The sequence below is a fragment of the Streptomyces sp. NPDC001709 genome, from assembly GCF_053596375.1.
In genome coordinates, this window is sequence record NZ_JBSFGB010000046.1 from 33,239 (window position 1) to 59,540 (window position 26,302).

The 26,302-nt window shown below is 68.9% G+C and carries 24 protein-coding genes, 1 tRNA gene and 1 pseudogene; 18 read left to right on the forward strand and 8 right to left on the reverse strand.

The window, feature by feature from the left end:
* Positions 1–155: 155 nt before the first annotated feature.
* The 5 genes from ACWC0C_RS40860 to ACWC0C_RS40880 all read right to left on the reverse strand — a co-directional run bounded on the left by ACWC0C_RS40860 (position 156) and on the right by ACWC0C_RS40880 (position 2,328).
* The gene (locus ACWC0C_RS40860; protein ID WP_020943091.1) at positions 156–362 is read right to left on the reverse strand and encodes a cold-shock protein; all 207 of its coding nucleotides are present in this window, start codon (positions 360–362) and stop codon (positions 156–158) included.
* Positions 363–594: 232 nt separating this feature from the next.
* Entirely contained in the window at positions 595–933 is a 339-nt protein-coding gene (locus tag ACWC0C_RS40865; protein ID WP_071375245.1) for a MerR family transcriptional regulator, read from the reverse strand.
* 172 nt (positions 934–1,105) lie between these two features.
* Positions 1,106–1,486: a DUF5994 family protein gene (locus ACWC0C_RS40870; RefSeq protein WP_450869655.1), complete on the reverse strand. Its 381-nt coding sequence runs from the start codon at positions 1,484–1,486 to the stop codon at positions 1,106–1,108.
* Between the two features lie 195 nt (positions 1,487–1,681).
* Entirely contained in the window at positions 1,682–1,990 is a 309-nt protein-coding gene (locus ACWC0C_RS40875) for a hypothetical protein (RefSeq protein WP_449200302.1), read from the reverse strand.
* 77 nt (positions 1,991–2,067) lie between these two features.
* Complete coding sequence (locus ACWC0C_RS40880; protein ID WP_449200303.1) at positions 2,068–2,328, reverse strand: hypothetical protein; 261 nt, start codon at positions 2,326–2,328, stop codon at positions 2,068–2,070.
* 786 nt (positions 2,329–3,114) lie between these two features.
* Here ACWC0C_RS40880 and ACWC0C_RS40885 point away from each other — a divergent pair.
* The 4 genes and pseudogenes from ACWC0C_RS40885 to ACWC0C_RS40900 all read left to right on the forward strand — a co-directional run.
* A pseudogene (locus ACWC0C_RS40885) lies at positions 3,115–3,354 on the forward strand (RlpA-like double-psi beta-barrel domain-containing protein); the annotation flags it as partial.
* A 188-nt stretch (positions 3,355–3,542) separates the two neighbouring features.
* Positions 3,543–4,073 (forward strand): SigE family RNA polymerase sigma factor, encoded by a 531-nt coding sequence (locus ACWC0C_RS40890; RefSeq protein WP_449200304.1) that lies wholly within the window; start codon positions 3,543–3,545, stop codon positions 4,071–4,073.
* Complete coding sequence (locus tag ACWC0C_RS40895; protein WP_450869657.1) at positions 4,070–4,855, forward strand: hypothetical protein; 786 nt, start codon at positions 4,070–4,072, stop codon at positions 4,853–4,855. Before ACWC0C_RS40890 ends, ACWC0C_RS40895 begins: the two co-directional genes overlap by 4 nt.
* 178 nt (positions 4,856–5,033) lie before the next feature.
* Positions 5,034–7,475 (forward strand): non-reducing end alpha-L-arabinofuranosidase family hydrolase, encoded by a 2,442-nt coding sequence (locus ACWC0C_RS40900; RefSeq protein WP_450869678.1) that lies wholly within the window; start codon positions 5,034–5,036, stop codon positions 7,473–7,475.
* Between the two features lie 67 nt (positions 7,476–7,542).
* Here the strand turns inward: ACWC0C_RS40900 and ACWC0C_RS40905 are convergent, their stop codons facing one another.
* Positions 7,543–9,156, reverse strand: a complete 1,614-nt coding sequence (locus ACWC0C_RS40905) for an RICIN domain-containing protein (protein ID WP_450869679.1) — start codon at positions 9,154–9,156, stop codon at positions 7,543–7,545.
* Positions 9,157–9,829: 673 nt separating this feature from the next.
* Here ACWC0C_RS40905 and ACWC0C_RS40910 point away from each other — a divergent pair.
* The 9 genes from ACWC0C_RS40910 to ACWC0C_RS40950 all read left to right on the forward strand — a co-directional run bounded on the left by ACWC0C_RS40910 (position 9,830) and on the right by ACWC0C_RS40950 (position 18,633).
* Positions 9,830–12,073, forward strand: coding sequence for a HAMP domain-containing protein (locus ACWC0C_RS40910; RefSeq protein WP_450869659.1), 2,244 nt, complete (start codon positions 9,830–9,832; stop codon positions 12,071–12,073).
* A gap of 6 nt (positions 12,074–12,079) precedes the next feature.
* Positions 12,080–13,351 (forward strand): poly-gamma-glutamate synthase PgsB, encoded by a 1,272-nt coding sequence (pgsB, locus tag ACWC0C_RS40915; protein ID WP_450869661.1) that lies wholly within the window; start codon positions 12,080–12,082, stop codon positions 13,349–13,351.
* On the forward strand, positions 13,348–13,830 hold the full coding sequence (locus ACWC0C_RS40920; protein WP_449199521.1) for a poly-gamma-glutamate biosynthesis protein PgsC/CapC: 483 nt from the start codon (positions 13,348–13,350) through the stop codon (positions 13,828–13,830). The genes pgsB and ACWC0C_RS40920 overlap by 4 nt, the downstream gene beginning before the upstream one ends.
* A 58-nt stretch (positions 13,831–13,888) precedes the next feature.
* Positions 13,889–14,980 carry an NlpC/P60 family protein gene (locus ACWC0C_RS40925; protein WP_450869663.1) on the forward strand — a complete coding sequence of 364 codons (1,092 nt, stop codon included), beginning with the start codon at positions 13,889–13,891 and terminating at the stop codon, positions 14,978–14,980.
* A 461-nt stretch (positions 14,981–15,441) separates the two neighbouring features.
* On the forward strand, positions 15,442–15,663 hold the full coding sequence (locus tag ACWC0C_RS40930) for a hypothetical protein (protein ID WP_450869665.1): 222 nt from the start codon (positions 15,442–15,444) through the stop codon (positions 15,661–15,663).
* Positions 15,664–16,093: 430 nt separating this feature from the next.
* Positions 16,094–16,774: a response regulator gene (locus tag ACWC0C_RS40935; protein ID WP_450869666.1), complete on the forward strand. Its 681-nt coding sequence runs from the start codon at positions 16,094–16,096 to the stop codon at positions 16,772–16,774.
* A complete protein-coding gene (locus tag ACWC0C_RS40940; RefSeq protein WP_450869667.1) occupies positions 16,771–17,895 on the forward strand; it encodes a sensor histidine kinase in 1,125 nt (374 codons plus the stop codon). The genes ACWC0C_RS40935 and ACWC0C_RS40940 overlap by 4 nt, the downstream gene beginning before the upstream one ends.
* 64 nt (positions 17,896–17,959) lie before the next feature.
* Positions 17,960–18,238 carry a hypothetical protein gene (locus tag ACWC0C_RS40945; protein WP_449199515.1) on the forward strand — a complete coding sequence of 93 codons (279 nt, stop codon included), beginning with the start codon at positions 17,960–17,962 and terminating at the stop codon, positions 18,236–18,238.
* Positions 18,235–18,633: a PIN domain-containing protein gene (locus tag ACWC0C_RS40950; RefSeq protein ID WP_449199514.1), complete on the forward strand. Its 399-nt coding sequence runs from the start codon at positions 18,235–18,237 to the stop codon at positions 18,631–18,633. Before ACWC0C_RS40945 ends, ACWC0C_RS40950 begins: the two co-directional genes overlap by 4 nt.
* Positions 18,634–18,953: 320 nt before the next feature.
* On the opposite strand, the gene ACWC0C_RS40955 is transcribed toward ACWC0C_RS40950, so the two are convergent.
* Positions 18,954–19,027, reverse strand: a tRNA-Gly gene (locus ACWC0C_RS40955).
* A gap of 280 nt (positions 19,028–19,307) precedes the next feature.
* On the opposite strand from ACWC0C_RS40955, the gene ACWC0C_RS40960 reads away from it, so the two are divergent.
* From ACWC0C_RS40960 to ACWC0C_RS40980, 5 genes are all read left to right on the forward strand, one after another.
* Complete coding sequence (locus ACWC0C_RS40960) at positions 19,308–19,466, forward strand: hypothetical protein (protein WP_385317517.1); 159 nt, start codon at positions 19,308–19,310, stop codon at positions 19,464–19,466.
* A gap of 142 nt (positions 19,467–19,608) precedes the next feature.
* Positions 19,609–20,184, forward strand: a complete 576-nt coding sequence (dcd, locus tag ACWC0C_RS40965) for a dCTP deaminase (protein WP_449199513.1) — start codon at positions 19,609–19,611, stop codon at positions 20,182–20,184.
* Positions 20,185–20,197: 13 nt separating this feature from the next.
* Positions 20,198–20,707, forward strand: coding sequence for a phosphoribosyltransferase (locus ACWC0C_RS40970; protein WP_450869670.1), 510 nt, complete (start codon positions 20,198–20,200; stop codon positions 20,705–20,707).
* A gap of 885 nt (positions 20,708–21,592) precedes the next feature.
* Positions 21,593–22,852 (forward strand): YcaO-like family protein, encoded by a 1,260-nt coding sequence (locus ACWC0C_RS40975; RefSeq protein WP_450869671.1) that lies wholly within the window; start codon positions 21,593–21,595, stop codon positions 22,850–22,852.
* Between the two features lie 337 nt (positions 22,853–23,189).
* Positions 23,190–25,511, forward strand: a complete 2,322-nt coding sequence (locus tag ACWC0C_RS40980; RefSeq protein ID WP_450869672.1) for an ABC transporter ATP-binding protein — start codon at positions 23,190–23,192, stop codon at positions 25,509–25,511.
* 456 nt (positions 25,512–25,967) lie between these two features.
* Here ACWC0C_RS40980 and ACWC0C_RS40985 read toward each other — a convergent pair whose 3' ends face one another.
* On the reverse strand, positions 25,968–26,171 hold the full coding sequence (locus ACWC0C_RS40985; protein ID WP_450869674.1) for a hypothetical protein: 204 nt from the start codon (positions 26,169–26,171) through the stop codon (positions 25,968–25,970).
* Positions 26,172–26,302 lie beyond the last annotated feature (131 nt).

The following is a 26,302-nucleotide window of genomic DNA, read 5'->3' on the forward strand; positions in this document are numbered from 1 at the left end:
GAGCCGAGTGAAATCCGAAGACCTTGGGTTGACGTTCCTTACGTTCCTTACGGCCTTGCGGGATCAGAAAAAATGGGCGGGGGCCCGCACCCCGAGAGCGCGGGCCCCAGCCACATGATGCGCGAACCAGTGGCTCGCGACGGTTCGCGTCAGCGTCAGGCGGGAACGATGTTCTCGGCCTGCGGGCCCTTCTGGCCCTGCGTGACGTCGAAGCTAACCTTCTGGCCTTCCTGAAGCTCGCGGAAGCCACCGTTGCTGATGATGTTCGAGTAGTGGGCGAACACGTCAGCGCCGCCACCCTCCTGCTCGATGAAGCCGAAGCCCTTTTCCGCGTTGAACCACTTCACGGTGCCAGATGCCATATTGAATCTCCCTTGGAGGGGCAGTGCCGAACTCCGCACTTTGCGGAGCCGAGTCGCCGCGATGATCACACCTCCGGAAAGATCCCGGAAAGCTCTGCAAAGAAAAAATCTCTGGCAACCAAAACCGCAACGGCTATCACGTTAACACAGGGAGGGTGGCAGCAGTCATGAGTTTTCGGACCGGTCCGGTGATTACCATCCCGCTGGAGTACGCATTTCTCTATCGGCGGGACTAGGTATCCGCACCGGGCTCGTCCAGCTTCCGGCGCATTTCCCGGTTCAGCCGGAGGGCGTCGTCGAGCTGGTCCTCCAGGGTGATGATGCGGCACGCGGCCTCGACGGGGGTGCCCTGGTCGACCAGTTCCCGGGCGCGGGCGGCGATGCGCAACTGGCGGCGGGAGTACCGGCGGTGGCCGCCTTCCGAACGCAGCGGGGTGATCAGCCCGGCTTCGCCGACGGCCCGGAGGAAGGCGGGGGTGGTGCCGAGAACATCGGCGGCCCGCCCCATGGTGTAGGCGGGATAGTTGTCGTCGTCGAGGTTGCCGGCGACAGGGGTGTTCTCAGCGGGCATGGCACCTTCGTTTCGGGGGCACGGCGGGGACCCGGGTGCGCGTGGCACCCGTGCCGCGAAGGATTCGGCGCCATCCGCCTTCGCGCCATCTGCCTCGTGCGACAACCCTAACTCCGGCGGGCACGGACATGTGGTCTCGCCGTGGCAGATATCCCCTCTCCGGCCGGCGTACTCAGCTCGCGAAGTCGCGCTGCTCCGGTGTCAGCCCGGCTGCGGACATGAGCGATACGGCGGCTCGTTCGGTGGCCTCCGGCGGGACGACCAGCAGCACCCAGCGCCCCGCGGTGCCGCAGTCCAGGGTGATGACGTGCGCGGCGCTTCCGGGGCCGGCCGGCTCCACGGCGATCTCCCGGCCGGGTGACATGACCGTGTGCGGCGCGTCGGGCCATTCGGCGGGATCCACGGTGACCCGCACCGTGGTGTCCGGGTCCGGCTCCAACGAGCCGACCAACGAGGGCAGTTCGAGTTCCAGCGCGCCGCAGCGCGGCCACCAGGCCCCGTCCAGCGGGCCGTGGCAGACGTCCGGGGTGAGGGCCAGGCGGGGCAGGGGCATGCGATACGTGTGCGGGCCGGCCGCGGGCGCGCCTCCGGCCGGCGTACTGCTCGGTTCCATCGTGCGGTCCCGTCCCGGGAGCCGTGGAGCGACTGCCCGTCTGGTCACTCGCCGGGAACGGCACCGCCGGAAGCGCTGCGCGAGGAGCTCTCGGTACGGTCAAGGCTACTCTCTGGCCGGCGAGAGGCGGGCGGGTCAGTCGCCCGACTGCGACCGTTCTGCCCTCTCCCGCTCCTCCTCCTGCTCCTCCTCCAGTTCTTCCATCAGGCGGACGCCGACGTGTGTCAGCGAGACGGCGGCCGGGGTCCGGTGCGAGGTCCACTCCACGTTGATCAGGCCCTCGTCCGCCAGGTAGACGCACGCGGCGGAGAGGTCCTCGTCGGGCAGGTCCAGCTCGGCACGGAGCACCGATCCGTTGACCTCGGGGCGGTTGTGCTCGACGGCCCGGTACAGGGATTCCAGGACCGCCTTCCGGTTGTTCTTGCGTTCGCGGAGTTTCGTCATGGCTGTCGTTCTCCGAGGTGTTGACGGCCGCGTGGGCAAGGACGCGACGGTGGATCCCCCTGCCTCAGGGACCCGGGTCACACCTCGTCGGCGTGTGCTTGCGCGTGCTCCGTCGATGTACTGGTCGAGAGCCAGGACCGTGCGGGTTCCGCGGCGTTCGCGGTGTCGAGGGTGAGATGGAGCCGGGTCCCTCCTTCGCGGTCGGCGGGGTAGCTGCGCTGCTCGGTCGAGGCGAAGCAGCGGCGGAGGACGTCGGCCACGCGCCGGGCGGCCTCCGGGGTCGCGGCCACGATGCGGACCTCGGCGTGACTCTCGGAGGGCGAGGGATTGTGCTCCATACGGACCTCCTGGCGGGCGACGGGTACACACCAGAACGCGGTCGTTGCCCGAGCCGCCGAGCGACGATGACGGGGCTGCGGGGTTTTTCCACGGCACCCCTCTTCTGAAGGGTATGCCGGGCAAGGGCGGCCGTGCGTACCCCGCCCGACCGGGCGTCCGGCCGGGAGTATGCCTGGGAGTACGGTGGAGAGCAGTCGCCGCTGGAAGCCACCGGATCGCCTGCAAGAGCTGGGCGACCTGTACGCGAAGGTGTCCGGTGACGGCCCATGGGCGTGGAACCAGGGGCGCGGCGCCTTCCTGCGGCGTCTCGCGGCCGACGCACGACGACCGGGGTTCTCGCTGCTGATCGCGGAGACCACCGCCACTCTTCGTCGTATCCGGGATCGTCGTCCCTCCCCGTGTGCGCCGGGAGCACCCGGACCGTACCTGGAATCTCGCCCGGCGCGTCCAGCGGCGACTGCTCTCCGACCACGGCGCCGTACTCGGCGTCACGGTGCTGGTTCCGGGGACGTGAGCCCCGTGCTGCCGAGGGAGCTGCGCGTGAATTCGGACGGCAAGTCGCCCTCAGCGCGATCGGCGACCTCCGCCGCTGGATGAGCCGGCGGCGCGTCGCCATGCCGGAGATATGCCTCCGCTTGGCTGATCGTGCGGGGTCGGATGCACCGCTGTTGACCGGTGTTGTCCGCTCTTACGAGCACGCTGTGGGCACGGCGTCGCGGGGAGAGGGGAAGCCACGGCTCTCCGCCCCTCATTGTGCCCGGCCTCCTTGGTGTCGTGGGTCGGCTGGAGTGTCCGACGACCTGATGATCGCGGCGATGAACGTCACCGACTACGAGTCGGCCAAGGCGTGCGGCGTCTACGTGCTGGTCCGCGCGGCCGGCGGAGCCACCGTCACCGTACGGATCGTCAACGAATGCCCGTCGCCCTGCGCGCCGGGGCAACTCGACCTCAGCCGACAGGCGTTCGCCAAGCTCGCCGACCTGTCGGTGGGCCGGCTCCCGATCAACTACTTCCTGTCATCGCCGTGAAGCCGGACCTCGCGCAGCCGACCGGCGTCCAGTTCGCCCGGCATTGACCAGCCCGCCGGTCAGCCTTCACCGGCCCGCAACCGAGTGCGACCGCCGTTCGAATCCCGGGCCGGGCACTGTTAGGCTGCGCCCCCATTGTTAAACGCGCAACTAACGCGCACATCATTGCCAGGAGAGGGCGGGGGATGCTCCTCGATGACGCGTCCGCGGAGTTCCACGAATTCTTCGAACGCCACTATGCCGAACTCGCCCGTCTGGCACACCTCCTGACCGGCGAGACCGACGCGGCGGACGACCTCGCGGCGGATGCCCTGGTCGCCCTGTGGCAGCGCTGGGACCGGTTGCGGCAGGCCGACCACCCGCTCGCCTACGCCCGCGGTGTGGTGGCCAACCTGGCGCGGGGACGGATCCGCAGCGCGGTGCGCGAGCGACTCCGGATCACGCTGTTCTGGTCCCGCAGCCCCGAGAAGGTGGAGGGGCCGGACGTGGCGGCCGTGCTGGACGTCCGCGCGGCGCTCGCCCGGCTGCCGTTCCGCAAGCGTGCCTGCGTGGTGCTGCGGCACGCCTTCGACCTGTCGGAGAAGGACACGGCGGTGGCGCTGGGCATCTCGGTCGGCACGGTGAAGAGCCAGACCTCGAAGGGAATGGCCGAGCTGGAAAGGATACTGGGCGCACGAGCGGCCGGGGACCTGGTGGCAGGGAGGAGGAACCGGTGAACGAGGAGATCGCCCGTCGGCTGCGTGAGGCCGCCGAGGCCCACCGGCCCGACCGCGCGAGGATGCTGGCCCGGGTGCAACGCGGCATGGCCGGCCCCGCCGTCCGTCACCGCGCGCGGCCGTTCGCGAGGTCTGGGATCAGGGTCGCGCTCGCCGGGCTCGCCGCCGTCGGCATCCTGGCGACCGGCGGCCTCGCCGTCGCCGCCATCGTCGCGCACTCGTCGCCGTCGGCCCACGTGACCGAGCCTGCCACCCCGTCCCCGGCCGTCAGCTCCCCGCCACCGACATCGGCCCGCCCCACTCCTGTCGTGCCGGCTCCGGTCACCACCCCGGGCAGCTCGCGTCCGAGTCCGCCGACCACCAGTCCATCGCCGGCCGCCGGCGAGAGCCAGAACGGGGCGCTGTCGTCGGCCGGCTCGGTGGACCCGCACAGCACCGTCTACTGGACGCAGAGCAACCTCGTCCTCAAGACGACCCGGCCGCTCACCTCGCTCACGATCGAGATGCGGATCGTGCAGACCGGCGGGGTGAAGAACACCGGTACCTGGCAGACCCTGCCGAGTGCTGACTTCACCGTCACCGCCCAGGAGGCCGACGGCACCCTGGTCTACCGCTGGGTCCTCAAGCCGGGCCTGACCGTGCCGGCCGGAAGCCATGAGTTCGCCGCCCAGTTCAACCACGCCACCGGCGTGCGCAGTGCCGCGGGCGACGGCTACCGCGTCGACGCGAAGGATTCGGACGGCTCCGCGTCGGTCCGGGGAGGGTTCGTCCCGACCCGGTGAACGCCGTGTGCGGCGAGGCGTTGCGGGGTCGGCCACCGGCTCGCGGCACACGGTGACGGCGGCCGTGAAAATTCTTCCCCCGATCGCGGCAACCTTTGTGCGCGGGGCGGCAACTGGCGGGTAACCAGGGCCGGATCACGGCCCGTTGCGCCAGAAGGACATGCCGTTGTCAGATCAGATGCCGTCGTCAGAACAGAACCGCTCTCATCGCCGCCGTCCGGCTACCCGTCGCGTGCTCGCCGCCGCCGTGGTTCTCGCCGGCGCGGGTGCTGCCGTGCCGCTGGTCGCCCTGGCCGCACACACGCCGAATGCCCGCACGCCGACCCTGGCCGGTGCGGCGGCCGGCAGCGGCCGCTACTTCGGTACGGCGGTGTCCTCGGGCAGGCTCGGTGACTCGGCGTACTCCACGATTCTCGACCGGGAGTTCAACATGATCACCCCGGAGAACGAGATGAAGTGGGACACCGTCGAACCCTCCCGCGGCACCTTCAACTTCGGCCCGGCCGACTCGATCGTGGGCCACGCCGCCGCGCACGGCCAGCGGATGCGCGGGCACACCCTGGTGTGGCACTCCCAACTGCCCGGCTGGGTCAAGTCCATCACCGACGCCAACACTCTGCGCAGTGTGATGGACAACCACATCACCACCGAGATGACCCACTCCAAGGGCAAGATCTACGCCTGGGACGTGGTCAACGAGGCGTTCGCCGACGGCGGCAGCGGTCAGCACCGCAGCTCGGTCTTCCAGGACGTGCTGGGCAACGGCTTCATCGAGGAGGCGTTCCGCACGGCCCGGAAAGCCGACCCCTCGGCCAAGCTCTGCTACAACGACTACAACATCGAGAACTGGTCCGACGCCAAGACTCAGGGCGTCTACGCGATGGTGAAGGACTTCAAGTCGCGCGGTGTACCGATCGACTGTGTCGGCTTCCAGAGCCACTTCGGCGCAGGCGGCCCGCCGACCAACTACCAGGCCACTCTGTCCAAGTTCGCCGCGCTCGGCGTGGACGTCCAGATCACCGAGCTGGACATCGCCCAGGCGTCGCCGACGGCGTACGCAAGCGCCGTCCAGGCGTGCATGAACGTCGCTCGCTGCACGGGCATCACGGTGTGGGGCATCCGCGACAGCGACTCCTGGCGCACCGGTGAGAACCCGCTGCTGTTCGACGCGGGCGGCAACAAGAAGCCCGCCTACAACGCGGTGCTCACCGCCCTGGGCGACAGCAGCGGCGGCGGCACCCCGGGCGGGGACATCACCTCCGGCACCGTCTACACGCTCTCCGATGTGGCCGCCGGACGCGTTCTCGACGAGCCCGCGGGATACAACGGCAATGGCACCCCGCTCCAGGTGTGGGACGCCAGCGGTGCCTCCAACCAGCAGTGGCGGGCCGGCCGGAACAGCGACGGCTCCTACACGCTGACCAACGTCGCCAGCGGACGGGTACTGGACGAGCCGGGCGACCAGACCGGCAACGGGACGAGGACGCAGGTCTGGGACTCCAACGGAGGCGCCAACCAGCACTGGCGGGCCGGCCGGAACAGCGACGGCTCCTACACGCTGACCAACGTCGCCAGCGGTCGAGCCCTGGAGACCCCCGGAGGCAAGACCGCCAACGGCACCCCCGTCCAGATCTGGGACTCCAACGGCGGCGGTGCCAACCAGCACTGGAACTTCAGGACCCCGGCGCCTGCGCCGGCGGGCGGCACGTGTGCTCTGCCGTCGACATACCGGTGGACGTCGACGGGTGCGCTGGCGCAGCCGGCGAACGGCTGGGGCGCGCTGAAGGACTTCACCACCGTGACGTACAACGGCAAGCACCTGGTCTACGCCTCGAACGTGACGGGATCGTCGTACGGCTCGATGATGTTCAGGCCCTTCACGAACTGGTCGGACATGGCCTCGGCCGGCCAGACCGGGATGAGCCAGAAGGCGGTTGCGCCCACCCTGTTCTACTTCGCGCCCAAGAAGATCTGGGTGCTGGCGTACCAGTGGGGTGCATGGCCCTTCGTCTACCGCACGTCGAGCGACCCCACCAACCCCGACGGCTGGTCCGCGCCGCAGCCGCTGTTCACCGGCAGCATCCCTCGCACCGAATCCTCCACCGGACCGATCGACCAGACCCTGATCGCCGACGACCAGAACATGTACCTGTTCTTCGCCGGTGACAACGGCAAGATCTACCGGGCGAGCATGCCGATCGGGAACTTCCCGGGCAGCTTCGGCTCGTCCTACACGACGGTCATGAGCGACACCGTGAAGAACCTGTTCGAGGCGCCGCAGGTCTACAAGGTCCAGGGCCAGAACCGGTACCTCATGATCGTCGAGGCGCGGGGTGCGAACGAGCAGCGCTACTTCCGCTCGTTCACGGCCTCCAGCCTGAACGGTTCGTGGACCCCGCAGGCCGCCGGCGAGAGCAACCCCTTCGCCGGCAAGGCCAACAGCGGTGCCGGCTGGACCAACGACATCAGCCACGGCGACCTGGTCCGCAACAACCCCGACCAGACCATGACCATCGACCCCTGCCACCTGCAGTTCCTCTACCAGGGCAAGTCCCCGACAGCGAGCGGCCCCTACGACCAACTGCCGTGGCGGCCGGCTGTCCTCACCCTGCAGCGCTGACCCACCCCGACGAAGAAGACGGATGCGCCCCCCTCGAAGAGCGAGGGGGGCGCATCCGTACCTTCGCCTACTTGAGCGCTGTACCGCCCGAGTTGTCATAGGCGATCGTCTTGCGGATCAGGTTTCCGCCGTCGGACTCGACCGATGTCTGTTCCTGCTGCCCTGGACCGAAGAACAGGCCGGCGACATGGGCGTTCGCCACCTGGTCCATGTGTGCGAAGAACCAGTCCACCTTGTCGTCCTTGTAATGGTTGAGGGTGTTGTTCTGCGCCATGTTGCCCACGGGGATCTGCCACAGGACCACCGGCTTGCCCACGGACTCGGCCATCGTCTTGTAGAACTGCAGCGCGGCGGCGGCCTTCTGGTCGGTCCAGAAGTGGTCACTGCCGCCGTGGGCCGGCTGTGCGTACCAGCCTGCGTCGCGGTCCGACACATCGGTGACCAGGAAGTCGGCGTTCTGTGCCCCGAGGTTCGCGTAGTCCTTGACGCATGCCTGTGTGTTGGTCTGCCAGTCGAAGCAGGAAAGGTGCATCCCCACGGCGGTGTTCGGCGCGTACTTGTGCGCCATCGAGATCAGGCAGCGGGAGAGTCCGGCGGCGCTGTTCTCCTGCGATCCGCAATCGGTCGGGTTGGCGCCCGAGACCTGTGCGGGAACCTTGTGCGGATCGCCGAGCGACCGGACGTAGCCCCAGAAGTCGGGTTCGAGGTCGATCGCGTCGTGCGACGTGCCGATCTTCTGGAGGAAGAAACGGTAGTCGTTCAGGTACCGGGTGAGCAGGTCGAGCCGGTTGATGGCCTTGACCTCGCCCGGACCGTCGCCCTCGCCTGCCGCATCCCCGAGGTCGCGCAAGGAGTACCAGGTCCAGAGCATCTTCTGCGGGCGCGGGCTGCCCTTGTACGTCGCGTGGGCCGCCACGGTGTCCCGCCAGGTCACGTAAGTGCCGGGCGCCGTGGTGCTGCCGTTCCAGCAGCCCCACCAGCCCGACCACTCGTCGTGGCAGCGTGCTGCCGAGTAGTAGTCCGACGAGGGCGCGGGCTGGCTGTGCACGTAGGCGTAGCGCATGTCGAACGGCGCGGCGGCCGCCGAGGCGTCGGACATCGAGCCGCCGATGAGCACCCTGCTGCTGCCCATGAAGCGTGTCGTCGAGCCGGCGTCACCGGGCGTGGGAGACGACGGCTGCGTGCCGACACTCCCGGCCGGGACGAGTTGCCATTGCTGATCGGCGCCGCCCCGGTCGCGGTCCTGGACGACGTCGCCCCCGTCGGCCTTGGCGGAGTTGTGGACCCCGACGGCCATGCCACTGAAGCGATTGATCAAACGCACGTGGTCGTCCGACGACTTGGCCAGCTTGAACTGCTGGTTGGTGCCGTTCAGGTCTTTCCACTGCACGATGGCGGAGCCGGCGGTCTTCGACCAGCCGAGGTCGTCCAGCACCTTGCCGGAGTTCCGGTTCTGCAGCCGGTAGTACCCGTCACCCGCGTCGATGAACCGCCACTGCTGGTTGGCCCCGCCGTGGCGCGCCCACTGCACCACCGCCGCGCCGTCGTTCGTGGCGAAGCCGCGGTCGTCCAGCGCCTTGCCGCTGTGGCGGTTGACCAGCACGTACCACTTCTTCAGATCCAGGGACTGGTGCGCCGAAGCCTGGCTGACCACGACGGCGGAGCCGGCCACGACCACCATGACGAGGCCCGCCCAGAAACCCCGACGCGCCAGCAACCGACGGCCACGATGCTTCGGGCCACCACCGCGGGACGCCATCGATGTCGTGGGTGGGCTGGGGGCATGTCTGTGCTGTCGTTCAGGGGGCATGTCTGCGCTCTCTTTCAGCCGTTGCGTCTGACCGGACCACTTGGCCGGACACCACTGAGTGGTCCGAGAGGCCGAAAAGGTTGCCGCGAAGATCCAGAGTCTTCCCCGCCGATCGGCGGGGGTGCAGCAGCCGACTGAGGGATGGGCAAGGCAGAAGAAATGCAACATGATCCTTGCGGGCGATTATCGCCTCGCCCACAGGCAGCTCTTCGGGATTTGTTCGCATTCTGTGAAGCTTTAATTCACCATTTTCACAAGCGCGGCAAACCGCGTATTTGAGCCATCGGATCTGCTTCGGGAATCTGACAAAATCGCAGGTCAGGTGGGTGGTGCGGCTCCTTCTGCAATGCATGATGCGGTGCTTTATCGCCAGTGGGTGAGTACCGTCACAGCTCCCAGATAAACCGGCGAAGCATTCCCGTCGTCAGGCAGGTCAAGAACTTCTGGCAGAGCTCGGGAAGGATGCTTCTTGACCACCACTCGATCCCCGATATCCACGCGGGGCCCGGCTCGGCGTCGGGCGGACATGGCTGTGTTGGGAGGTGTGCGGCCGCCACTGGCGGCTCTGCCGGTTCTGCTGGCGCTCGTCGCGGGCCTGACGGTGTTCGCCGTCGGGAGCGATGCCGAACGGGGCGTTCCCGAGGCCGTCCTCAGCTCCCAGCAGCACGTCGCCGAGGACGGGGCGGTGGCGCTGCAGGGCGCCGTCGACCAGAGCGTCACCGATCTGCGGGCAGCGGCCGCGGACTTCGGTGGCTCCACGTCCCTATCGGCGGACGGAATGCTGACCCGCCTCGACCGGGCCTACCGCAAGTGGCGCGGTACCGCCGTCGTCGACCTGTCCACCGGTCGGCTGCTCGCCTCGCAGGGCGAGGCCGTACCGCTCGGGAAGGTGGACCTTCGTGAACTGCCGGCGAACCCGCCTCCGCGGCTGGTGCGGGACGACTCGGGCGTCACCCGGCTGCTGGTCTTCGCGACGCTGTCGCAAGGCGGCAGGCAGGAGTTGCTCGTCGCTTCGCAGAGCCTGAAGCTGCCGGGCATCTCCGTCGGCAGGAATCACACGCTCGACATCGTGGACCGTGACGGGGCCACTCTCACCTCGGCCGGGCCGGGATCCGGCACCGACCGGGCCAAGGCGCTGGCCGGCACCGCCGCCCGCGAGGCGCGGCGCAAGGGACCGTCGGACACCGCCGCCGCCGGCGGCTTCGACGGTCCGAGCGGCAGTCTCGTCGGGACAGCGGACGGCAACACCCGTACCGCCGTCGGGTACGCCGCAGTGGCCCGGGGGCTTGCCACGAAAGGGAGTCCGAGCAGTGCACTCGGACTGACGGTCGTCACGACGGTGCGAACCGAGCGTCATGGGGCAGGGACCGGCGACCTTCGTCTCGCCCTCCTTGCCGCGGCCGTGCTCCTGGCCCTCGCGGCCGGGGTCACCGCCGTCCTCCACGCGGTGGTGCAGCGGCCTGTGCTGCGGTTGCGTCGCGAAGCGCACAGGCTCGGCTCGGGCGACCTCGCGGCTCCCGTCCACGTGCCCCGCTTCGGGGAACCTGCCCGGGTCGGCGCCGCTCTGGAGGCACTGCGCCTTCAACTCCGCGGCAAGGGCTGCCCGTCGCAGCAGACGGTCGCGCGGGTACCGGCCAAGGGGCGTGTTCTGCCCGGGACCGGCAAGGGCCGGCGTCGGCTCGGACTGCGCACCGTCCTTGTGGCGTGCGCGTTCGCTCTGTTGGCCTGGCCCGCGTCGATGCTGCTGACGCTCGGCAGCACGTGGCCGCATCCAGCTGCGGTCGTACCGCGACTGATCACCGATGACCAGCGGCACCGCACCGAGACGACGGCGGATCGCGTGCGCAGGGGGATCAACGACGGATACGCGGATCTCGCCCATCTCACCAACGTGATCGACGCTTCCCGGCCGGAGGAGGCGCGCAAGGTCCTCGACAGATCCCTGGAGCAGCACGGCCGATACCAGTCCCTGTACGTCGTCGACGGCACCGGCAAGATCCTCGTCCGCGCCGGCGGTGAACCCCGCACCCCGAAGAGAGTCCGCATCAGGCCCGGGGTCGTGCAGACGAACACCTCCGGCACGGAACCGGTGCTCGCCGCCGTGGCCGCTCAGCCGGCCGAGGGTGCGCAGGTCGGTTCCGGACGCCGTTATGTCGTGGGCGAGTTCAAGGTCCAGTACCTGGTCGGCATCCTCAGCCGACCCGGTCTCGGCTCGGTGTGGCTGGTGGACTCCGCGCATCGGGTCATCGCGTCCAACAAGGGGTTCGTGGCCTTCGAGCGGGTCTCCGACAGCCGGCTGCGGGCCCAGCTGGAGGCCGTCCGCACGACCAAGGGCTCCGCCGAGCTGCTGCTCGGCTGGAGGAATCCGGCGGTCGCCGCCGTGGCGCCGTTCGACGACAAGCTGGGAGTCGCGAGCGCACTCGGCTGGAAGGTCGCCTCGATCAGGCCGGTGTTCTGGATCGGCCTGCCCGAGTACGAGGCACAGCGGCGGATCATGCTCGTCGGTCTGCTGGGGACGACCACGGGCGCCCTCTGCCTCGGCTGGCTGTACCTCGTCGTCGTACGTCCGCTGCGTGAAGTCTCCCAGCGCGCCGAGGCGTTGGCAGCCGGGGACCGCACAACGGTGCTCTACCCGCGCTACCACGACGAGGTGGGATCCCTCGCCCGCAGCCTCGAACTGATCAGACAGCGACTCCCTCGCACCGACGCACCGCCCGCGCCCGGTTCCCCGGACGGGGCGCCGCCCACACCCTCCACGTCCCCGTCCGGCCCCGGTCCGAGGAGCTGACCCGCCGTGCTCTTCCTGTACTGCGTGCTCGCGGCGTGCTGCGTCGGCCTGCTCGTCGCAGGTGTTGTCGAACAGCGCCGCCATGACGCGAACCTCGCCGCCATACCCACCCGAGTGCTGGTCAACGGCATTCGCGGCAAGTCCTCCATCACCCGGCTGTGCGCGGGCGCGCTGCGCGGCAGCGGCCTGGTGACCGTCGCCAAGACCACGGGCACCGCTGCCCGGTTCATCCATCCCGATGCCACCGAGGAGCCGGTCTACCGCAAGTTCGGCATCGCCAACGTCGTGGAGCAGATCGGCATCGTCCGGCGCGCCGCCGCGTACAAGCCGGACGCGCTGGTCATGGAGTGCATGGCTGTCATGCCCGCGCTCCAGGAGATCAACCAGTCCAAGCTGATCCGCTCCACCATCGGCGTGCTGTGCAACGTCCGTGAGGACCATCTCGCCGAGATGGGCCCGACGCTGGACGACGTGGCCCGCTCCCTGTGCCGGTCCCTGCCGGAGGGCGGCGTCTGTGTCACCGCGGAGAAGGAACGCTTCCCCGTCCTCCAGGAGGAGGCCGACGCCCGGAACTGCGAGCTGATCTACGCCGACCCGGAGACCGTCACCGACGAGGAACTGCGCGGCTTCAGCTGGTTCACCTTCAAGGAGAACGTCGCCATCGCACTCGCGGTCGCCGGGCTGCTCGGCGTCGACCGCGCGACCGCGCTGAAGGGAATGTACGAGGCGCCACCGGACCCGGGTGTGCTGTCCGTCGAGCGGTACCGCACCCCTGACGGAAAGCGGCTGCGATTCGCGAACGTCTTCGCCGCCAACGACCCCGAGTCCACGGCGATGAACATCAAGCAGTTGCTCGAACTGGGCGCGATCCAGCGTCCGTTGCACGTCGTCATCAACTGCCGTCCCGACCGTGTGGAGCGCAACGGGCAGATGGGCGCGCTCATCCCCGAGCTCGACCCGGAGACGGTGTTCCTCATCGGCCATCCCACCAAGTCGGCTGCCGACGCCATACCCGCCCACTGGACCGGGAACGTCGTCGATCTCGGTGGCGACCGCCGCGACCCCGAACGGCTCACCACGGATCTGCTCGCTCACCTGGGGCAGCACTCCTCGCTCGTCGCCATCGGCAACATCCATGGCCAGGGCGAACTCCTCCTCGAGCGGCTCGCGGCACTCGCGCCCGACCATCCCGACGCCGCCGCCGGCCCCGCCGACCCGAGCGAAGCCCTCACATCGTCCGGCGCCCACCCCAGCCCCTCCCATGGAGAACCCCGTTGATCCCCGCAGTAGTCACCCCGCAGATCGCCGCCATCGGCATCGCACTCGGTCTGGTGTTCTCCCTCCTGTGCTACCTGACCACGAACCTGTCGCCGGGCGGCATGATCACCCCCGGCTGGCTCGCCCTCACCCTCGTCGACGATCTGCGGCGCGCCGCCATGGTCGCGGGCGTGGCAGGCCTGACCTACCTGCTGACCAAGCTGCTGCAGCGCTTCGTCATCCTCTACGGCAAGCGGCTGTTCGCCGCCGTCGTGCTCACCGGTGTCCTGCTCCAGGCCGGGCTCTCCCTGTTGCTCCAGCAGCAGTTCCCCCTGCTGTTCGCCCATCAGGCCCTCGGGTTCATCGTCCCTGGTCTCATCGCCTACCAGCTTGAGAGGCAGCCCAAGACAGCGACGGTCCTCTCCACCAGCACGGTCACGTTCGCCACCTACGTGATTCTGGTGTCCGGGCTGCTGCTGGGCGCCCTGCCCACGACATGAGCCGCCCCCTCCCCGACATGCGGCGCCCTCTCTCCCTCCCGCCCATCGGAGTTGACCAGTGAAACGCCTCCTGCCCGGAATCCGTAGGTTCTCCCTGCCCAGGAACGCGGCCCTGTTCCTGGTGACAGCCGTCCTGCTCGCGGCGAGCTGCGTGCTGACGGTGCAGTTCAGGCACCGCGCCGACCATCCGGAGGCATCACCCCCGGCAGCACAGGCAGCACCGGGTGCCGGAATCCCGGCCAGGAGCGGCCCGCTGCACTTCGAGCGGATCGGCAACCCCGCCCGCACGGTCGCCCGCGACCGGCACGGCACCGTCATCGCCACGTTCACCGACGGCGCCCGTACGGCCGTACTGACAGGGCCCAGCAGGACCTTCGCGGAGCCGCGTGCGACGGATGCCCGGGTCGTCACCAAGGACTGGGTGCGGGTGCTGCCCAAGGCATGGGCCCGTGGCGCGGAGCAGAGCGACTGGTTCAAGACCTGGCTCGGGTCCCGGCTCGGCAGCCGCGACCCCGACATCCTCGCCACGGCCTTCGACTACATCGCCGGTGCCCCTGCCCGGAAGACCGCTGCGGGAGTCACCTACAGCGGTGCCGCCCGCTACACACCCGGCACCACCAGCGACTCCGGGCGTGCTCGGCAAGGGAAGTCGAAGCCGCGCACGGGTTCGGACTTCTACGACTACCTGGGCATCCCCTGGACCTTCCCCGACGCGGTCACCCGCCGCCCCGAGAAGGACCGCGCGCGCTCCGTCGACAGCTCCGGCTATGTCCGGCTGGTGTACGGATACCGCTCGGGGTTCCCGCTGAACAGCAGGGACAGCCCGGCGGGCAGCGGGCTGCAGCGGACCCCCGACGCGATCGCCCACGGGCGGCTCGGCGTACCCGTGATCCCCCTCACCGACCGTCGCCCCGCCGTCATCCAGCAGCTCCAGCCCGGCGACCTGGTCTTCTTCGGAACACGGGAGCTGCCCGGTGGACGGATCGGCCACATCGGTATCTACCTCGGCCTGGACACCGCCGACCACCCGCGTTTCATCTCCAGCCGGAAGAACGCGGGCGGCCCCACCATGGGTGACAAGGGCGGTACCTCACGGCTCGACGGTGACGGCTACTACGCACAAGGGCTGCGCGCGGCCCGCCGCCTGTGAGCGCGCAGACGGTGGGTTCCAGCCTGTCGGCGCGGTCGGCTTCGTGGTGGGCGGCAACGGCTTCGTGGCATCGTTCGTGTGCGGGATCGCCTTCCGCCACGTCCGGCAGGCGCAGGTCCGCCGACGGGGCGCTTCGGCTCCCCACGCCTCGGACTTCCAGCTCATCGAGTGACCGGCCCGCCCCCCTCGGCTGCCGGCGGCCCGGGCTCCCTGAAGACCAACGAGCCGGACCCACGGGTCGTCACCACGCGGAACTGCTGTGCCTGGCGGTCCTGCGTGTCTCGCGGTGCTGTCGTGTCATGCGGTGCTGCGATGTCTTGCGGTGCTGCCGTGCTTGCGGCGCGTCCGCCTCGCGACCCCGACGGCTACCACCCCAGGCCGGTCTTCCCCAGCCACTCGGCGGGGACGGACCCGACAGTCGCCGGATGTGCGAAGAGCGGCCGGGTGTCCAGGCTGGAGGCATGACACGGCATGTTCGCGACAAGGAGCACGAGACCACCCTCGGGGCGTCGGCCGACATCGACGTGCCGGGCCGTGCCGCCACACCTGGCCGGGGCGGGCTGCTGGAACTTCTCGGCCTGACGCTGGCGGCGGGCGCCTGCATCCTGTTCGTCGTCCGTCCTGAGTTCTACGAAGCAGGGGTGCACATCCTCGCCACGCGGGCGGCCTCACTGGTCCACTGAGGCTCCGGCTCGGCCGCCCGTGCCTGTGAACACCGCATCCGCCCCAAGCGCGACGGGTGCCGAGTCCCTGCGCGCCCGCGAGACGCTCAAGGCGCTGTACGGGTACATCCGTCCGCACCGCTGGGACAGGCTGACGCCCGCAGACTCGGGCGGACGCCGGACTGATCCCACCGGACGGCAACCACGGACGCCATCCGCCGAGCCTCGCCCACCCACCCGCCGACGGGCCGGAACCCTCCCCCCCCGAACGGCTGGAACCGGCCTGCCGGGTGGCGGGTGTCCACAGCGGCCACGCCACCGCGTGCCTCGCAGGACGTACGGTCGACAGCAGGTGAAACCCGTACCAGTACGTGGACGCCCCGATGCCCGATGCGGGCGTACGGGTCGCCGAGAAGATGGACAGAGCGGACGAGTGTGAGGCGGAACGCCGGTGATCCGGGTAGTGGTGGTGGACGACGAGGCGCTGGTGCGGTCCGGGTTCGAACTGATCCTGAACGCCTCCGACGGCATCCACGTCGTGGCGACCGCGGAAGGAGCACAGGCCGCCGACGTGATCCGGCGCGAGCACCCGGACGTCGTACTCCTCGACATCCGGATGCCGGACGTGGACGGCCTGACCGTCCTGCGGGAGATCCAGACGCTGCCCACACCGCCGCACGTGGCCATGCTGACCACCTTCGACACCGACGAGTACATCCTGACCGCGCTGCGCTCGGGAGCCGCGGGCTTCCTGCTCAAGGACACCGAGCCCGAACAACTCGCCCAACTGGTCCGCACGCTGGCCGCGGGCGGGGTGGTGATGTCCCCGAAAGCCTCGCGGGCCCTGCTGCGCAGCCATCCGGGGGCGGCCGCGCCCCAGGACGCGGACGTGGCGCGCGTGGGCCTGCTCAGCGACCGCGAACGTGACGTCCTCGTCCTGATCGCCCAAGGACTGTCCAACGCCGACATCGGCACCCGCATCCATCTGAGCGTGGGCACCGTCAAGGACCACGTCAGCTCGATCCTGACCAAGCTGAGGGTCACCAGCCGCGTGCAGGCGGCGCTCCTCGCGGAGCGGGCGGGGCTGCTCGGCGACGACGGCGCCCACACGGCACAGGACAACGGGCGATGAGCACGGGCCAGGCACTGTGGCGGCGGGTGCCGCCCTGGGCCGTCGACGCGGGCCTCGTCGTGCTCGCCGCGCTCGACACCTGGATCAACCTCTACGGTGAGGCGACACCGTTCATATGGGCCTGCGCCGCCCTCGGCTGCGCCGGACTGTTCCTGCGCAGACGCCTTCCACTGACCGTCTTCCTGCTGACACTGCCCATGACCCTGTTCATGGACGTGGCAGTCGCGCCGATCGCCGCGCTCTACACACTGGCCACGCGCACTCGCAACCGCCCGCTGCTGGCCGGCTGCGCCCTGCTGAACGCGGCGGCGGGAACCCTCGCCTGGCCCCTGTCCGACACGTTCTCCGGCGGCGACCAGACCTGGACGCTCGTCCAGTTCGTCTACACGCTGGCCACGGCCTTCGCCCCGATCCTGTTCGGCCAGCTCGTCCAGGCCAGACACGACGTGGCCCGCCAGCTCGTCGAGGTCGAAGAGGCCCGCGAACACGAACGCGCCCTGTACGCCCAGACCGTCCTCGCCCGGGAACGCGCCCAACTGGCCCGCGAGATGCACGACGTCGTCTCCCACCAGGTCAGTCTCATCGCCGTACAGGCCGGAGCCCTGCAGGTCGCCGCCAAGGACCCCGACGCCCGTGACGCCGCACGCACCATCCGCACCCTGAGCGTGAACACTCTCGACGAACTCCGCCACATGGTCACCCTGCTGCGCGCCTCCGGCGGCAAGGAAAGCGAACTCACCCCCCAGCCCACCCTCGCCGACCTCCAGCGACTGATCGCCAACAGCGGCATCAAGACCACCCTGACCGGCGGGCTCCCGCCCGGCATCAGCACGACCGCCCAACGCACCGTCTACCGCACGGTCCAGGAAGCCCTCACCAACGTACGCAAGCACGCCCCCGGCGCCCGCGCCGAGGTGCGTCTGTGGCACGACGCGCAGCACTTCGGCGTCACCGTCGCCAACACCGCCCCCACCCGCCCGTCCGTCGCCCTGCCCAGCGCCCGGCACGGCCTGATCGGCCTGAAAGAACGCGCCGAACTGCTCGACGGCACCTTCACCGCCGAACCCACCCCACAGGGCGGCTACAAGGTCGAACTACGAGCCCCGACCCGGCCCGCCTGAGCACAACCCACCCGTCGGAGATCACATCGCTCGCAATAGCATTTTCAATGGCATACTTGGTGTCATGGCTGACGACGTGGACTTCCTGCCCGGTGACGGGCCCACCAGTGGTATCTCCGTCACCCTGACCGCCGGCACCCTGCAGGCGATCCGTGAGCGGGTCGGTAAGCGGGGCGTCTCGGCGTACCTGGAGGCGGCGGCGCAGCGGCAGATCGAGCGGGACAACCTTGACGAGTTGATCGCCGACTTCGACGAGGTGCACGGACCGGCCGACCCGGAGGCGGTGGCAGCCAAGCGAGCCCGGCTCACCGGCGGGACCTCGGATGCCGGGGCGGCCGCATGAGCGGTGCCCTGGTCCTGGACAGCGAGGGCCTGGCGAAGGCGGTGCAGCGGGACCGTGAGGTGCACGAGTGGCTGACAGCTGCCCGTGGCGCTGATCTACCGGTCATCACGTCGGCCGCAGTCCTCGTCGAGGTCATCCACCCGAAGATCAACGACGCCGCGCTGAAGTGGACCTTGTCCCGGCTGCGCGTAGAGCCGGTGACCCAGACGGTTGCGCAGTCCGCCGCTGCCCTGCTGCGGGCTGCGGGGCTGCACGGTCACAAGTACGCCATCGACGCCATGCTGTGCGCGACCGCCCTGCAGCATCCCGGCCGGGTGACGATCCTGACGTCCGACGCCGAGGACATCGGTCTGCTCACAGCCGGGCATCCCCGCGTACTGGCCGAGAAGGTGTGAGGAACAGAGCCGCGACGCCATGACCGATGCTCTGCCGCCTGCCAAGAAGACCGCTGCCACGCAGGAGAGGGCACCAGGTGTGCAAGTGATCGGCACCGCAGGGCGTCGCCGACGCGGCGCGAACTGGCGTTTTGTGTATGCGACTTCACCACCTCGATGCCTTTAAGGGACGCAGGTCACAGAAAATGCGTCTCACTATTCGAGATGATTGGCTGGACGCGCCATCAGGGATCACCCTTCGGTGCCCCTTCCGGTGTACGGCACCCCGAAAGTGGTCTAGACAAGCAATAAACCCCAGGCCACCGACCTGGGGTTTCTCATGGAGCGGGTGACGAGAATCGAACTCGCGCTCTCAGCTTGGGAAGCTGATGTTCTACCATTAAACTACACCCGCGTAAGTCGGACATGATCCTCGCGGAGTCCTCGTCCGTACGCTTGCTCACTGTACATCATCGCAGACCCCTGGTGCTCAGGCCCTGGGGTCTGAGTCTGTTTCAGGGGCGGGATCCGGCTGCGGCTGGGGTGAGTTGGGGCGTACCGTGGAGGCCTGGCGGAGGGGTCGGGGGAGGCCGGAGTGCCGCCTGGAGGGTCGTCTCTTTGATCCCGTAATGTGGCTTTTGTCGTCAGGGTGGTACGCCCGACGAGGCTCTTGGGGAAGGGACTTAAGGGACTTGATGGAACGCACCGTCGTCCGCTGTGCGGACGGGCACGTCTTCAGCGCCGCTTCGTTCCCGATGCAGCAGGCCGACCGGCTCGGCCCCGGCCGGCTCATGAGGTGTCCCCGGTGCGCCCGGCTCCGCAGTGTGGTGCCGGTCGCCCTGGAGAAGCGCTAGCAGCGGCGGCAGCGGCAGTAGAGGAAGCGGTCGCGGAAGACGCGCGCGGAAGACGCAGTAGCACAAACGACACGATCAGTTACCGGGCGCGCGGAGTCATCACGATTGTTACGGCTCCGCGCGCCTTGCGTATCCTCGCTACGTGCTTCTCTCAGACAAGGACATCCGGGCCGAGATCGACGCCGGGCGGGTACGGATCGATCCCTATGACGAATTCATGGTGCAGCCGTCGAGCATCGACGTGCGGCTGGACCGGTACTTCCGGGTGTTCGAGAACCACCGGTACCCGCACATCGACCCCTCGGTCGAGCAGCCCGACCTGACCCGGCTGGTCGAGCCGGAAGGCGACGAGCCGTTCATCCTGCACCCCGGGGAGTTCGTGCTGGCCTCCACGTACGAGGTGATCACGCTTCCCGACGACCTCGCCTCGCGGCTCGAGGGGAAGTCCTCGCTCGGGCGGCTGGGGCTCGTCACCCACTCCACCGCCGGGTTCATCGACCCGGGCTTCAGTGGGCACGTCACCCTGGAGCTGTCCAATCTCGCCACGCTTCCCATCAAGCTCTGGCCGGGGATGAAGATCGGGCAGCTGTGCATGTTCCGGCTGACCTCGCCCGCCGAGTCCCCCTACGGCAGCGAGCGCTACGGCTCCCGCTACCAGGGGCAGCGCGGGCCGACCGCCTCGCGTTCCTACGTCAATTTCCATCGGACCCAGGTGTGAGGGCGGCAGCAGCATGAGTGACGTACGGGAGAACCTGACCTACGAGCGCTTCGGCGCCGCCATTCGTGAGCTGGCGCAGACCGTCGCCGACGACGGGTACGAGCCCGACATCGTGCTCAGCATCGCCCGGGGTGGAGTGTTCGTCGCGGGCGGGCTCGCGTACGCCCTCGACTGCAAGAACATCCACCTGGTGAACGTCGAGTTCTACACGGGCGTGGGGACGACCCTGGAGATGCCGGTCATGCTGGCGCCCGTCCCCAACGTCATCGACTTCTCCGACAAGAAGGTGCTGATCACCGACGACGTCGCGGACACCGGCAAGACGCTGAAGCTCGTGCGCGACTTCTGCCTCGACACCGTCGCCGAGGTGCGCTCCGCGGTGATCTATGAGAAGTCCCACTCCCTCGTGAAGTGCGAGTACGTCTGGAAGCGCACCGACGAGTGGATCAACTTCCCGTGGTCTGTGTTGCCTCCATGCCGTAAGTCTGGCACTCCGATCACGCCGTCGAAAGATGCTCTCTGAGGCAGGTCGGTATTCACCGGATCTGGCACCCGGCGCCCCTGCGCTGCCTTCGGCGTCGGGCAGCTGCAAAACGTCTTAGCTCGGTGGCGATCCCTGGCCGCCACCTCTCCGGTCGGTCAGGCCGAGTGGCCGTGTGGCAGTGGTCTCAGCAGTCGAGTCAGCCCGCTTGAGCAATCTTGAAATCTGTCGGCGTATGCCTACACAGGTTCGAGCCCTGCCGCCGCCACACGGAAGTAAACGGCCCATGGCCTGCTGAAACGCAGACCGTGGGCCGTTTCGTTGGTCGACCATGAGCGTTCGCTGGTGACCATGATCACCCCTTCCTGTCTGGCACGGATCTGGCACGGCGGGGCAAGCGCCGACCTTCTGCGTGACGGGCCAGCGGGCGGGTGGGACCTTCCTCCGCGCGGAAGCGGCGCGGCTCCGGACTCGCCGGCGAGCGTTGCGTACGGCCTCGGCGCGGCCTGGGCGAGTGCCATGCTCGTCGGGGCCCTTTGGTCCTGAGCCTCTCCTCCGTGGAGGTGATCTTCGCTGGTGTTGGTGGGCGGGGCGGTTGCTTGGTGGGCACGCTTGTTCGTGCCCGGGGCGCCGGCGTGTGTCGGAGCCAGTGCCGGGCGTCCCCCCTCGCGCGGATGTGGGCAGCATGCGCTCCTGCTTCTGCGCGCATAACAGCGAGGAGAAAAGCCATGGGTGCTCACGACTATAACTTTCGCGCTCAGGAAGAGCCGGTGCTGACCGCACACGAGCAGGAGGTGCTCGAGGAGGTGGAGGAAGAGGCGGAAACGCGGTAGGGACCGCCCTTCTCCTTCACCAAGTCGGTGCTGTCGGTCCTTCTGGCCGACAGCACCGCCCCCTTGTCCTCCCTCTGCAGAAAGGCTCACATCAGTGTTCTCCGGTGATTCCCAAGTTCCTCAGCTCGGTGAGCGGAGCATCCCCCTGGTCCGGGCCTGGCAGCATGGTCTGACCGCTGCCGAACAGCTCGGCCTGAGCTTCGAGATGGAGCCGGTTTCTGACGCCGCCGGACCGTGGCGATGCACGCTGTTCCGCGGCGGCGCGCCCGTGCCCGGAGGGACCGGCTCGGGGAAAGGGCCGGAGCCCGCTGCGAAGGTCGGCGCTCTGTTCGAAGCCCTGGAGCACCACCTCAGCAGCGGCGTTCCCGAGCCCGAGTCCCTCGTGCTGTGCTCCAGTCATGCCGTCATCGTCGCGGACGTCTCGCGGGACGCCGCACTGGCTCTCCTCGCCGAGGGCCCGGACGCGCCCCTGGCCTGCTTCCCCTACCGCTCCCTGACGGACGGCACCGAACGACCCCTGCCGGTCTTCATGTCGATGCCCGACTACGTCGGGGACGAACACGCCGCCGTGCGCGCCGCGTGTGGTGACACCTACAACTACCGCACTGTATGCCGCTACTCCTGCAACAACGGCTGGGCCGCTGGCACGACCCCCACGGAAGCGGCGGTCCACGCCATCAACGAGATCATCGAACGGGACGCCATGTCCCTGCTGCTGGTCTCCCAGCTCCTCACCGACACGCCGGCTCCGCTGCCAGTCATCGATCCCACGACCCTGCCCCCCGACCTGGCCGCCCTGCACGCCGCGGCCCAGGAGCGGACCGGGCGGCCGGTGTGGCTGCTGGAGATGACCACGGACCTGGGTGTTCCCGCCTACTGGGCCTACATCCCATCCGAGCCCGGAACCCCGTGCCGCGTCCGCGGTTGCGGTGCCTCGCTGTCCGCCCGGTACGCCGTCGAGCGGGCCCTGAGCGAGCTGATCCAGATCCACGCGATCGCCGAGGGCGCTCCCGATCTGGTGGTGCCACGCCAGGACCACACGAGCGCACATCCCCGGCTGCACCGCTGTCACCTGGCCGACTTCTCGGCGCGCGGTGACGACGTCGACCTGCGGCCGTTCGCCGACACGGAGGCCCCCGATACCCCGGACGGGCACCTGGCCTTGCTGCTGGACCGTCTGGCCGCCCACGGTTTCACCGCGTGGGCACGGGAGCGGTACGTCAGCGAGCACTTGGCCGTGCTCAACGTCTTCGTGCCAGGACTGGAGCTCTTCATGCTCGTCACGGACGGGGCGCTCGTCCTGCCCGGGCCACGAGGACTCGCCGCTCGCCCCTCGGCGCCTGTTCCGTCCTAGCCTTCCGCGATCGTCTCCGCGGGTTCCACAGGGCCCCGCCCAGCCTGTTGGCTTCCCGGTCTCAATCCATCACTCAAGACGCCTGCAGACTTCCGCATGACCGCTCCCAGTGGGAGGAGCAGGGGTCTGGGCACGGCCCTGAAATCCGGTGATCTTCCCGATGTCAATGCTATTGGCTCCGCCCGCCACCGAGACAAGGAGGCGGCGCCGTCCCACCGGCGCGTCCCTGCGCGCCACGTCAGTCCTGCCGGGTCGGCAACGTTGGCAGGTACCAGGCCTGTACGGGAACCCCGTCCTGGCCCGGCGCCTCGAGAGCACTCTGCGGGCGGCTGAAGGCGTGGAGCACGCACGTGCCAACCCCGTCACCGGCCGCGTGCTCGTCCTCCACGAGCCGGGCCTGGCGCCGGCCCAGGTCGCACTAACGATCCGTCGGGCCGCGGCCTACGTTGCCGTCGCGCTCGCACAGCCAACCGACGGCACGCAGGAAGGACCCGAGGACCGGTCGGCCCTCACACCGGCTCGTCCAGCGGTGCCTCGGCCAGCAAGCGGCAACAGCGGTGGTGCCCGCCACCGCACGAACCTCGGTGCTCCGCGTAAGCGGCGCGCCACGATGCTCGTCACGGCTGCCGCGACGACGCTGTTCGTCGGGTGCGGGAAGTTCTGCGTGAACCTGGTGACGCGTCCCCTGGCCGGTCTCGGCCTGGCCACTGCGGCTACCGTGGCCATCGTCAGAAAGGCATGGCACCGCTCGCCAGACGCGCAACGTCCCGCTGCCGATGCAGACCGCAGGCACCCTCTGACGCGCCTCCTGGGCCCACACAAGCGGAAAGCGTCACTGGCAGCGTCATTGTCGGTGTCTGCCCAGATTGTTGAGACGTCGTTTTTCGTGCTCCTTTCCTCGGCCCTGCTGCTGCTCATCCGCGGTGAGTCGACCGCCCTGGCCGGCCTGGGAATCATCGGTGTCGGCCCCCAGCTGCTGTTCCTCGCCGCTGGCACTGCACTGGCTGCTGGGGCTGCTGCGGCATTGACCTGCGGAGCCATGACCGCATGGCAGAGCCTCGGACAGACGGTTGAGCACGACTGGCGTACCCGCACGTATGCGCGCGTCCAACGTCTCGCACCGGCCGAATTGGAAGGAGAACGCACCAGCCGCGTCACCTCCGTGCTGACAGAAGACATCAACCAGATCGGAGCTTTCATCGAGACCGCGCCCCACGAGGCGGCGCAGCTGGCCACCAGCGTCGCTCTCCTGGTGCCCGCCTTGCTGCTGCTGGCTCCACAGGTCGCGTGGGTGGCGTTCGCGCTGATCCCGTTGATGGCCTGGCTCTCCTTCCGCTACCAAGACCGCGCGGTCACCAGCCATGCTCTCTCCGGCGAGCGCCGAACACAGATGAGCAGCCACGTCACCAACACCCTGCAAGCGAATACCACCGTCAAGGCCTCGTGCACCGAAGACCACGAAGCCGACCAGATGACCGAGCTCAGCCAGGCCTACTGCGACGCCAACCGCCGCACCGCTCGCAGTTCCGTGGTCCAGACGCAGATCGTGCGCGCCAGCGTGATGTCCGCGTTGCCGGCCACCCTGCTGATCGGCGGCCGCGCCGTACTCCGGGGCGAGATGTCGGCCACGGTACTCAGCCCGTTGATCGAGATGCCGGGGATGACACTGTCGCGGTTGTCGAGGCTGGGCCCCGTCACCGACCAGTACCGGCGAACCCTCTCGGCGTTCGAGCGCGTTGAGCGCCTCCACGCCCTGGCCGCTGAATCCGCCACGACAGGCGCATCGCTGATCCCTGGCCAGGTCACCGGGACGATCGCACTGGAGAAGGTGAGCTTCGCCTACCCCGGGCGTCCGCCCGTGCTGTGTGACCTGTCCTTGCGGATCCCGGAGAAGCAGGTCACCGCGATCGTCGGCCCGACCGGTGCGGGCAAGACCACCATCGCGAAACTGCTGATGCGTTTCCGCCACGCGGAGGAGGGACGGGTCTTGCTCGACGGCGCTGACGTCCGCGAGCTCTCCCTGCCCGGCCTGCGCCACGCCATCGGGTACGTTTCCCAGGAACCGTTCCTGTTCGACGCCACGATCGCCGAAAACATCCGCTACGGCACGTTCGACGCCACGCACGACCAGCTCGTCGCCGCCGCCCGCACCGCCGGCGCGGACTGCTTCATCAACGCCCTGCCCGACGGCTACGCCACCTTGGTGGGTGAACGCGGCGCCGCCCTGTCCGGCGGGCAGCGCCAGCGCATCGCCCTGGCCCGCACCGTCCTGCGCGATCCTCCGGTCGTCATCCTCGACGAGGCCACCTCCGCGGTCGACAACGAGACCGAGGCGGCCATCCAGCAGGCCCTCCAGGCGTTCGGCCGCAACCACACCCTGATCGTCATCGCCCATCGTCTCTCCTCCGTCCGTGACGCCGACCGCATCTACGTCCTCGACCGAGCAGGCCGCGTCGCAGAACAGGGCACCCACAACGGCCTGGTACGGCGCGGAGGCCTGTACGCGGCACTCTGGAAGCTTCAATCAGGCGCCCCCGGAACACGGCAACTCCGTCCCCCCGCGCAGTCCACGGCCGCCCCCACCAGCAGCGTGATCACGCTGGACGCCGTTACGGGGGCCGTCGTGCCGACGCCTTCCGACTCAGACCAGCAGGAGTGAACGCAGACGGTAAGCGGAGGTACGGCGCACCTTGGGTGCCTGGCAGGCCATGCACCACTCCGTGAGGGCCTCGCTCGCTCATCTGTAGGTGGTCCTTCAGAGTGGTTTCAACCTCACTCATGAGCACGGATCGCCGCGTCTTCGCTGCCCCGGGGCCGCTGAATCGTTGGAGTCAACGACGGTTTGGTGGGTGGACCACAACACAACGACTTCGGGGTGGGTGACCGAGATCGTGTCCTGTCATTGCAGCGCGGTGCACTCTCCTCACAACCAGGGCGCCGGCCAGCACCCGACCGTGATGCTGACTGAACTCCACGATGAATGGCGGTCTCCCGCCGCGCTACTCGCATGTGGTGCAACTCGGGCCAGTCCCGCCCCGCTTCCTCGGCCAGCCATGACAAGGCTTGGACACCCTTGCCTGTTGAAGCGGAGTCCTACCCAGCTACGTGACCCTGGTCAGAATGGGAGCTCTGGCCTGTCGGCGCCGCGTTTGATGGTCATGACTTGCTCGTGGAAGTCGCGGGTAGCGGCTTCGCGGGGGTACCGGGACCTGAGTTCCTTGTCCAGTTCGTCAGCGACTAAAAGCAGGGACGGGAGGGACTTGCGGTCGGCTTCCAGGGCTTTGGTGCCCATGCCGATGGCCTCTTCGATCTCGCCCATGCGGGCGGCTGCGACTCCGAGTGTGAGGCGGGCCTCGGGCCTTCCCCCGTGATGGTGGACACGCTTCGTTGATCATGCGGCGAGCGTGAGCTTAGCCGCGTGGTGTCGGCGTTCGTATTCGTTGGGGCTGA

Coding starts and splice junctions, on each gene's coding strand:
- ACWC0C_RS40860 (WP_020943091.1), bottom strand. CDS start 362: ATGGCATCTGGCACCGTGAAGTGGTTCAACGCGGAAAAGGGCTTCGGC.
- ACWC0C_RS40865 (WP_071375245.1), bottom strand. CDS start 933: ATGCCCGCTGAGAACACCCCTGTCGCCGGCAACCTCGACGACGACAAC.
- ACWC0C_RS40870 (WP_450869655.1), bottom strand. CDS start 1,486: ATGCCCCTGCCCCGCCTGGCCCTCACCCCGGACGTCTGCCACGGCCCG.
- ACWC0C_RS40875 (WP_449200302.1), bottom strand. CDS start 1,990: ATGACGAAACTCCGCGAACGCAAGAACAACCGGAAGGCGGTCCTGGAA.
- ACWC0C_RS40880 (WP_449200303.1), bottom strand. CDS start 2,328: ATGGAGCACAATCCCTCGCCCTCCGAGAGTCACGCCGAGGTCCGCATC.
- ACWC0C_RS40890 (WP_449200304.1), top strand. CDS start 3,543: ATGCTCCTCGATGACGCGTCCGCGGAGTTCCACGAATTCTTCGAACGC.
- ACWC0C_RS40900 (WP_450869678.1), top strand. CDS start 5,034: ATGCCGTCGTCAGAACAGAACCGCTCTCATCGCCGCCGTCCGGCTACC.
- ACWC0C_RS40905 (WP_450869679.1), bottom strand. CDS start 9,156: ATGGTGGTCGTGGCCGGCTCCGCCGTCGTGGTCAGCCAGGCTTCGGCG.
- ACWC0C_RS40930 (WP_450869665.1), top strand. CDS start 15,442: ATGACACGGCATGTTCGCGACAAGGAGCACGAGACCACCCTCGGGGCG.
- ACWC0C_RS40940 (WP_450869667.1), top strand. CDS start 16,771: ATGAGCACGGGCCAGGCACTGTGGCGGCGGGTGCCGCCCTGGGCCGTC.
- ACWC0C_RS40945 (WP_449199515.1), top strand. CDS start 17,960: ATGGCTGACGACGTGGACTTCCTGCCCGGTGACGGGCCCACCAGTGGT.
- ACWC0C_RS40950 (WP_449199514.1), top strand. CDS start 18,235: ATGAGCGGTGCCCTGGTCCTGGACAGCGAGGGCCTGGCGAAGGCGGTG.
- ACWC0C_RS40960 (WP_385317517.1), top strand. CDS start 19,308: ATGGAACGCACCGTCGTCCGCTGTGCGGACGGGCACGTCTTCAGCGCC.
- ACWC0C_RS40970 (WP_450869670.1), top strand. CDS start 20,198: ATGAGTGACGTACGGGAGAACCTGACCTACGAGCGCTTCGGCGCCGCC.
- ACWC0C_RS40985 (WP_450869674.1), bottom strand. CDS start 26,171: ATGGGCGAGATCGAAGAGGCCATCGGCATGGGCACCAAAGCCCTGGAA.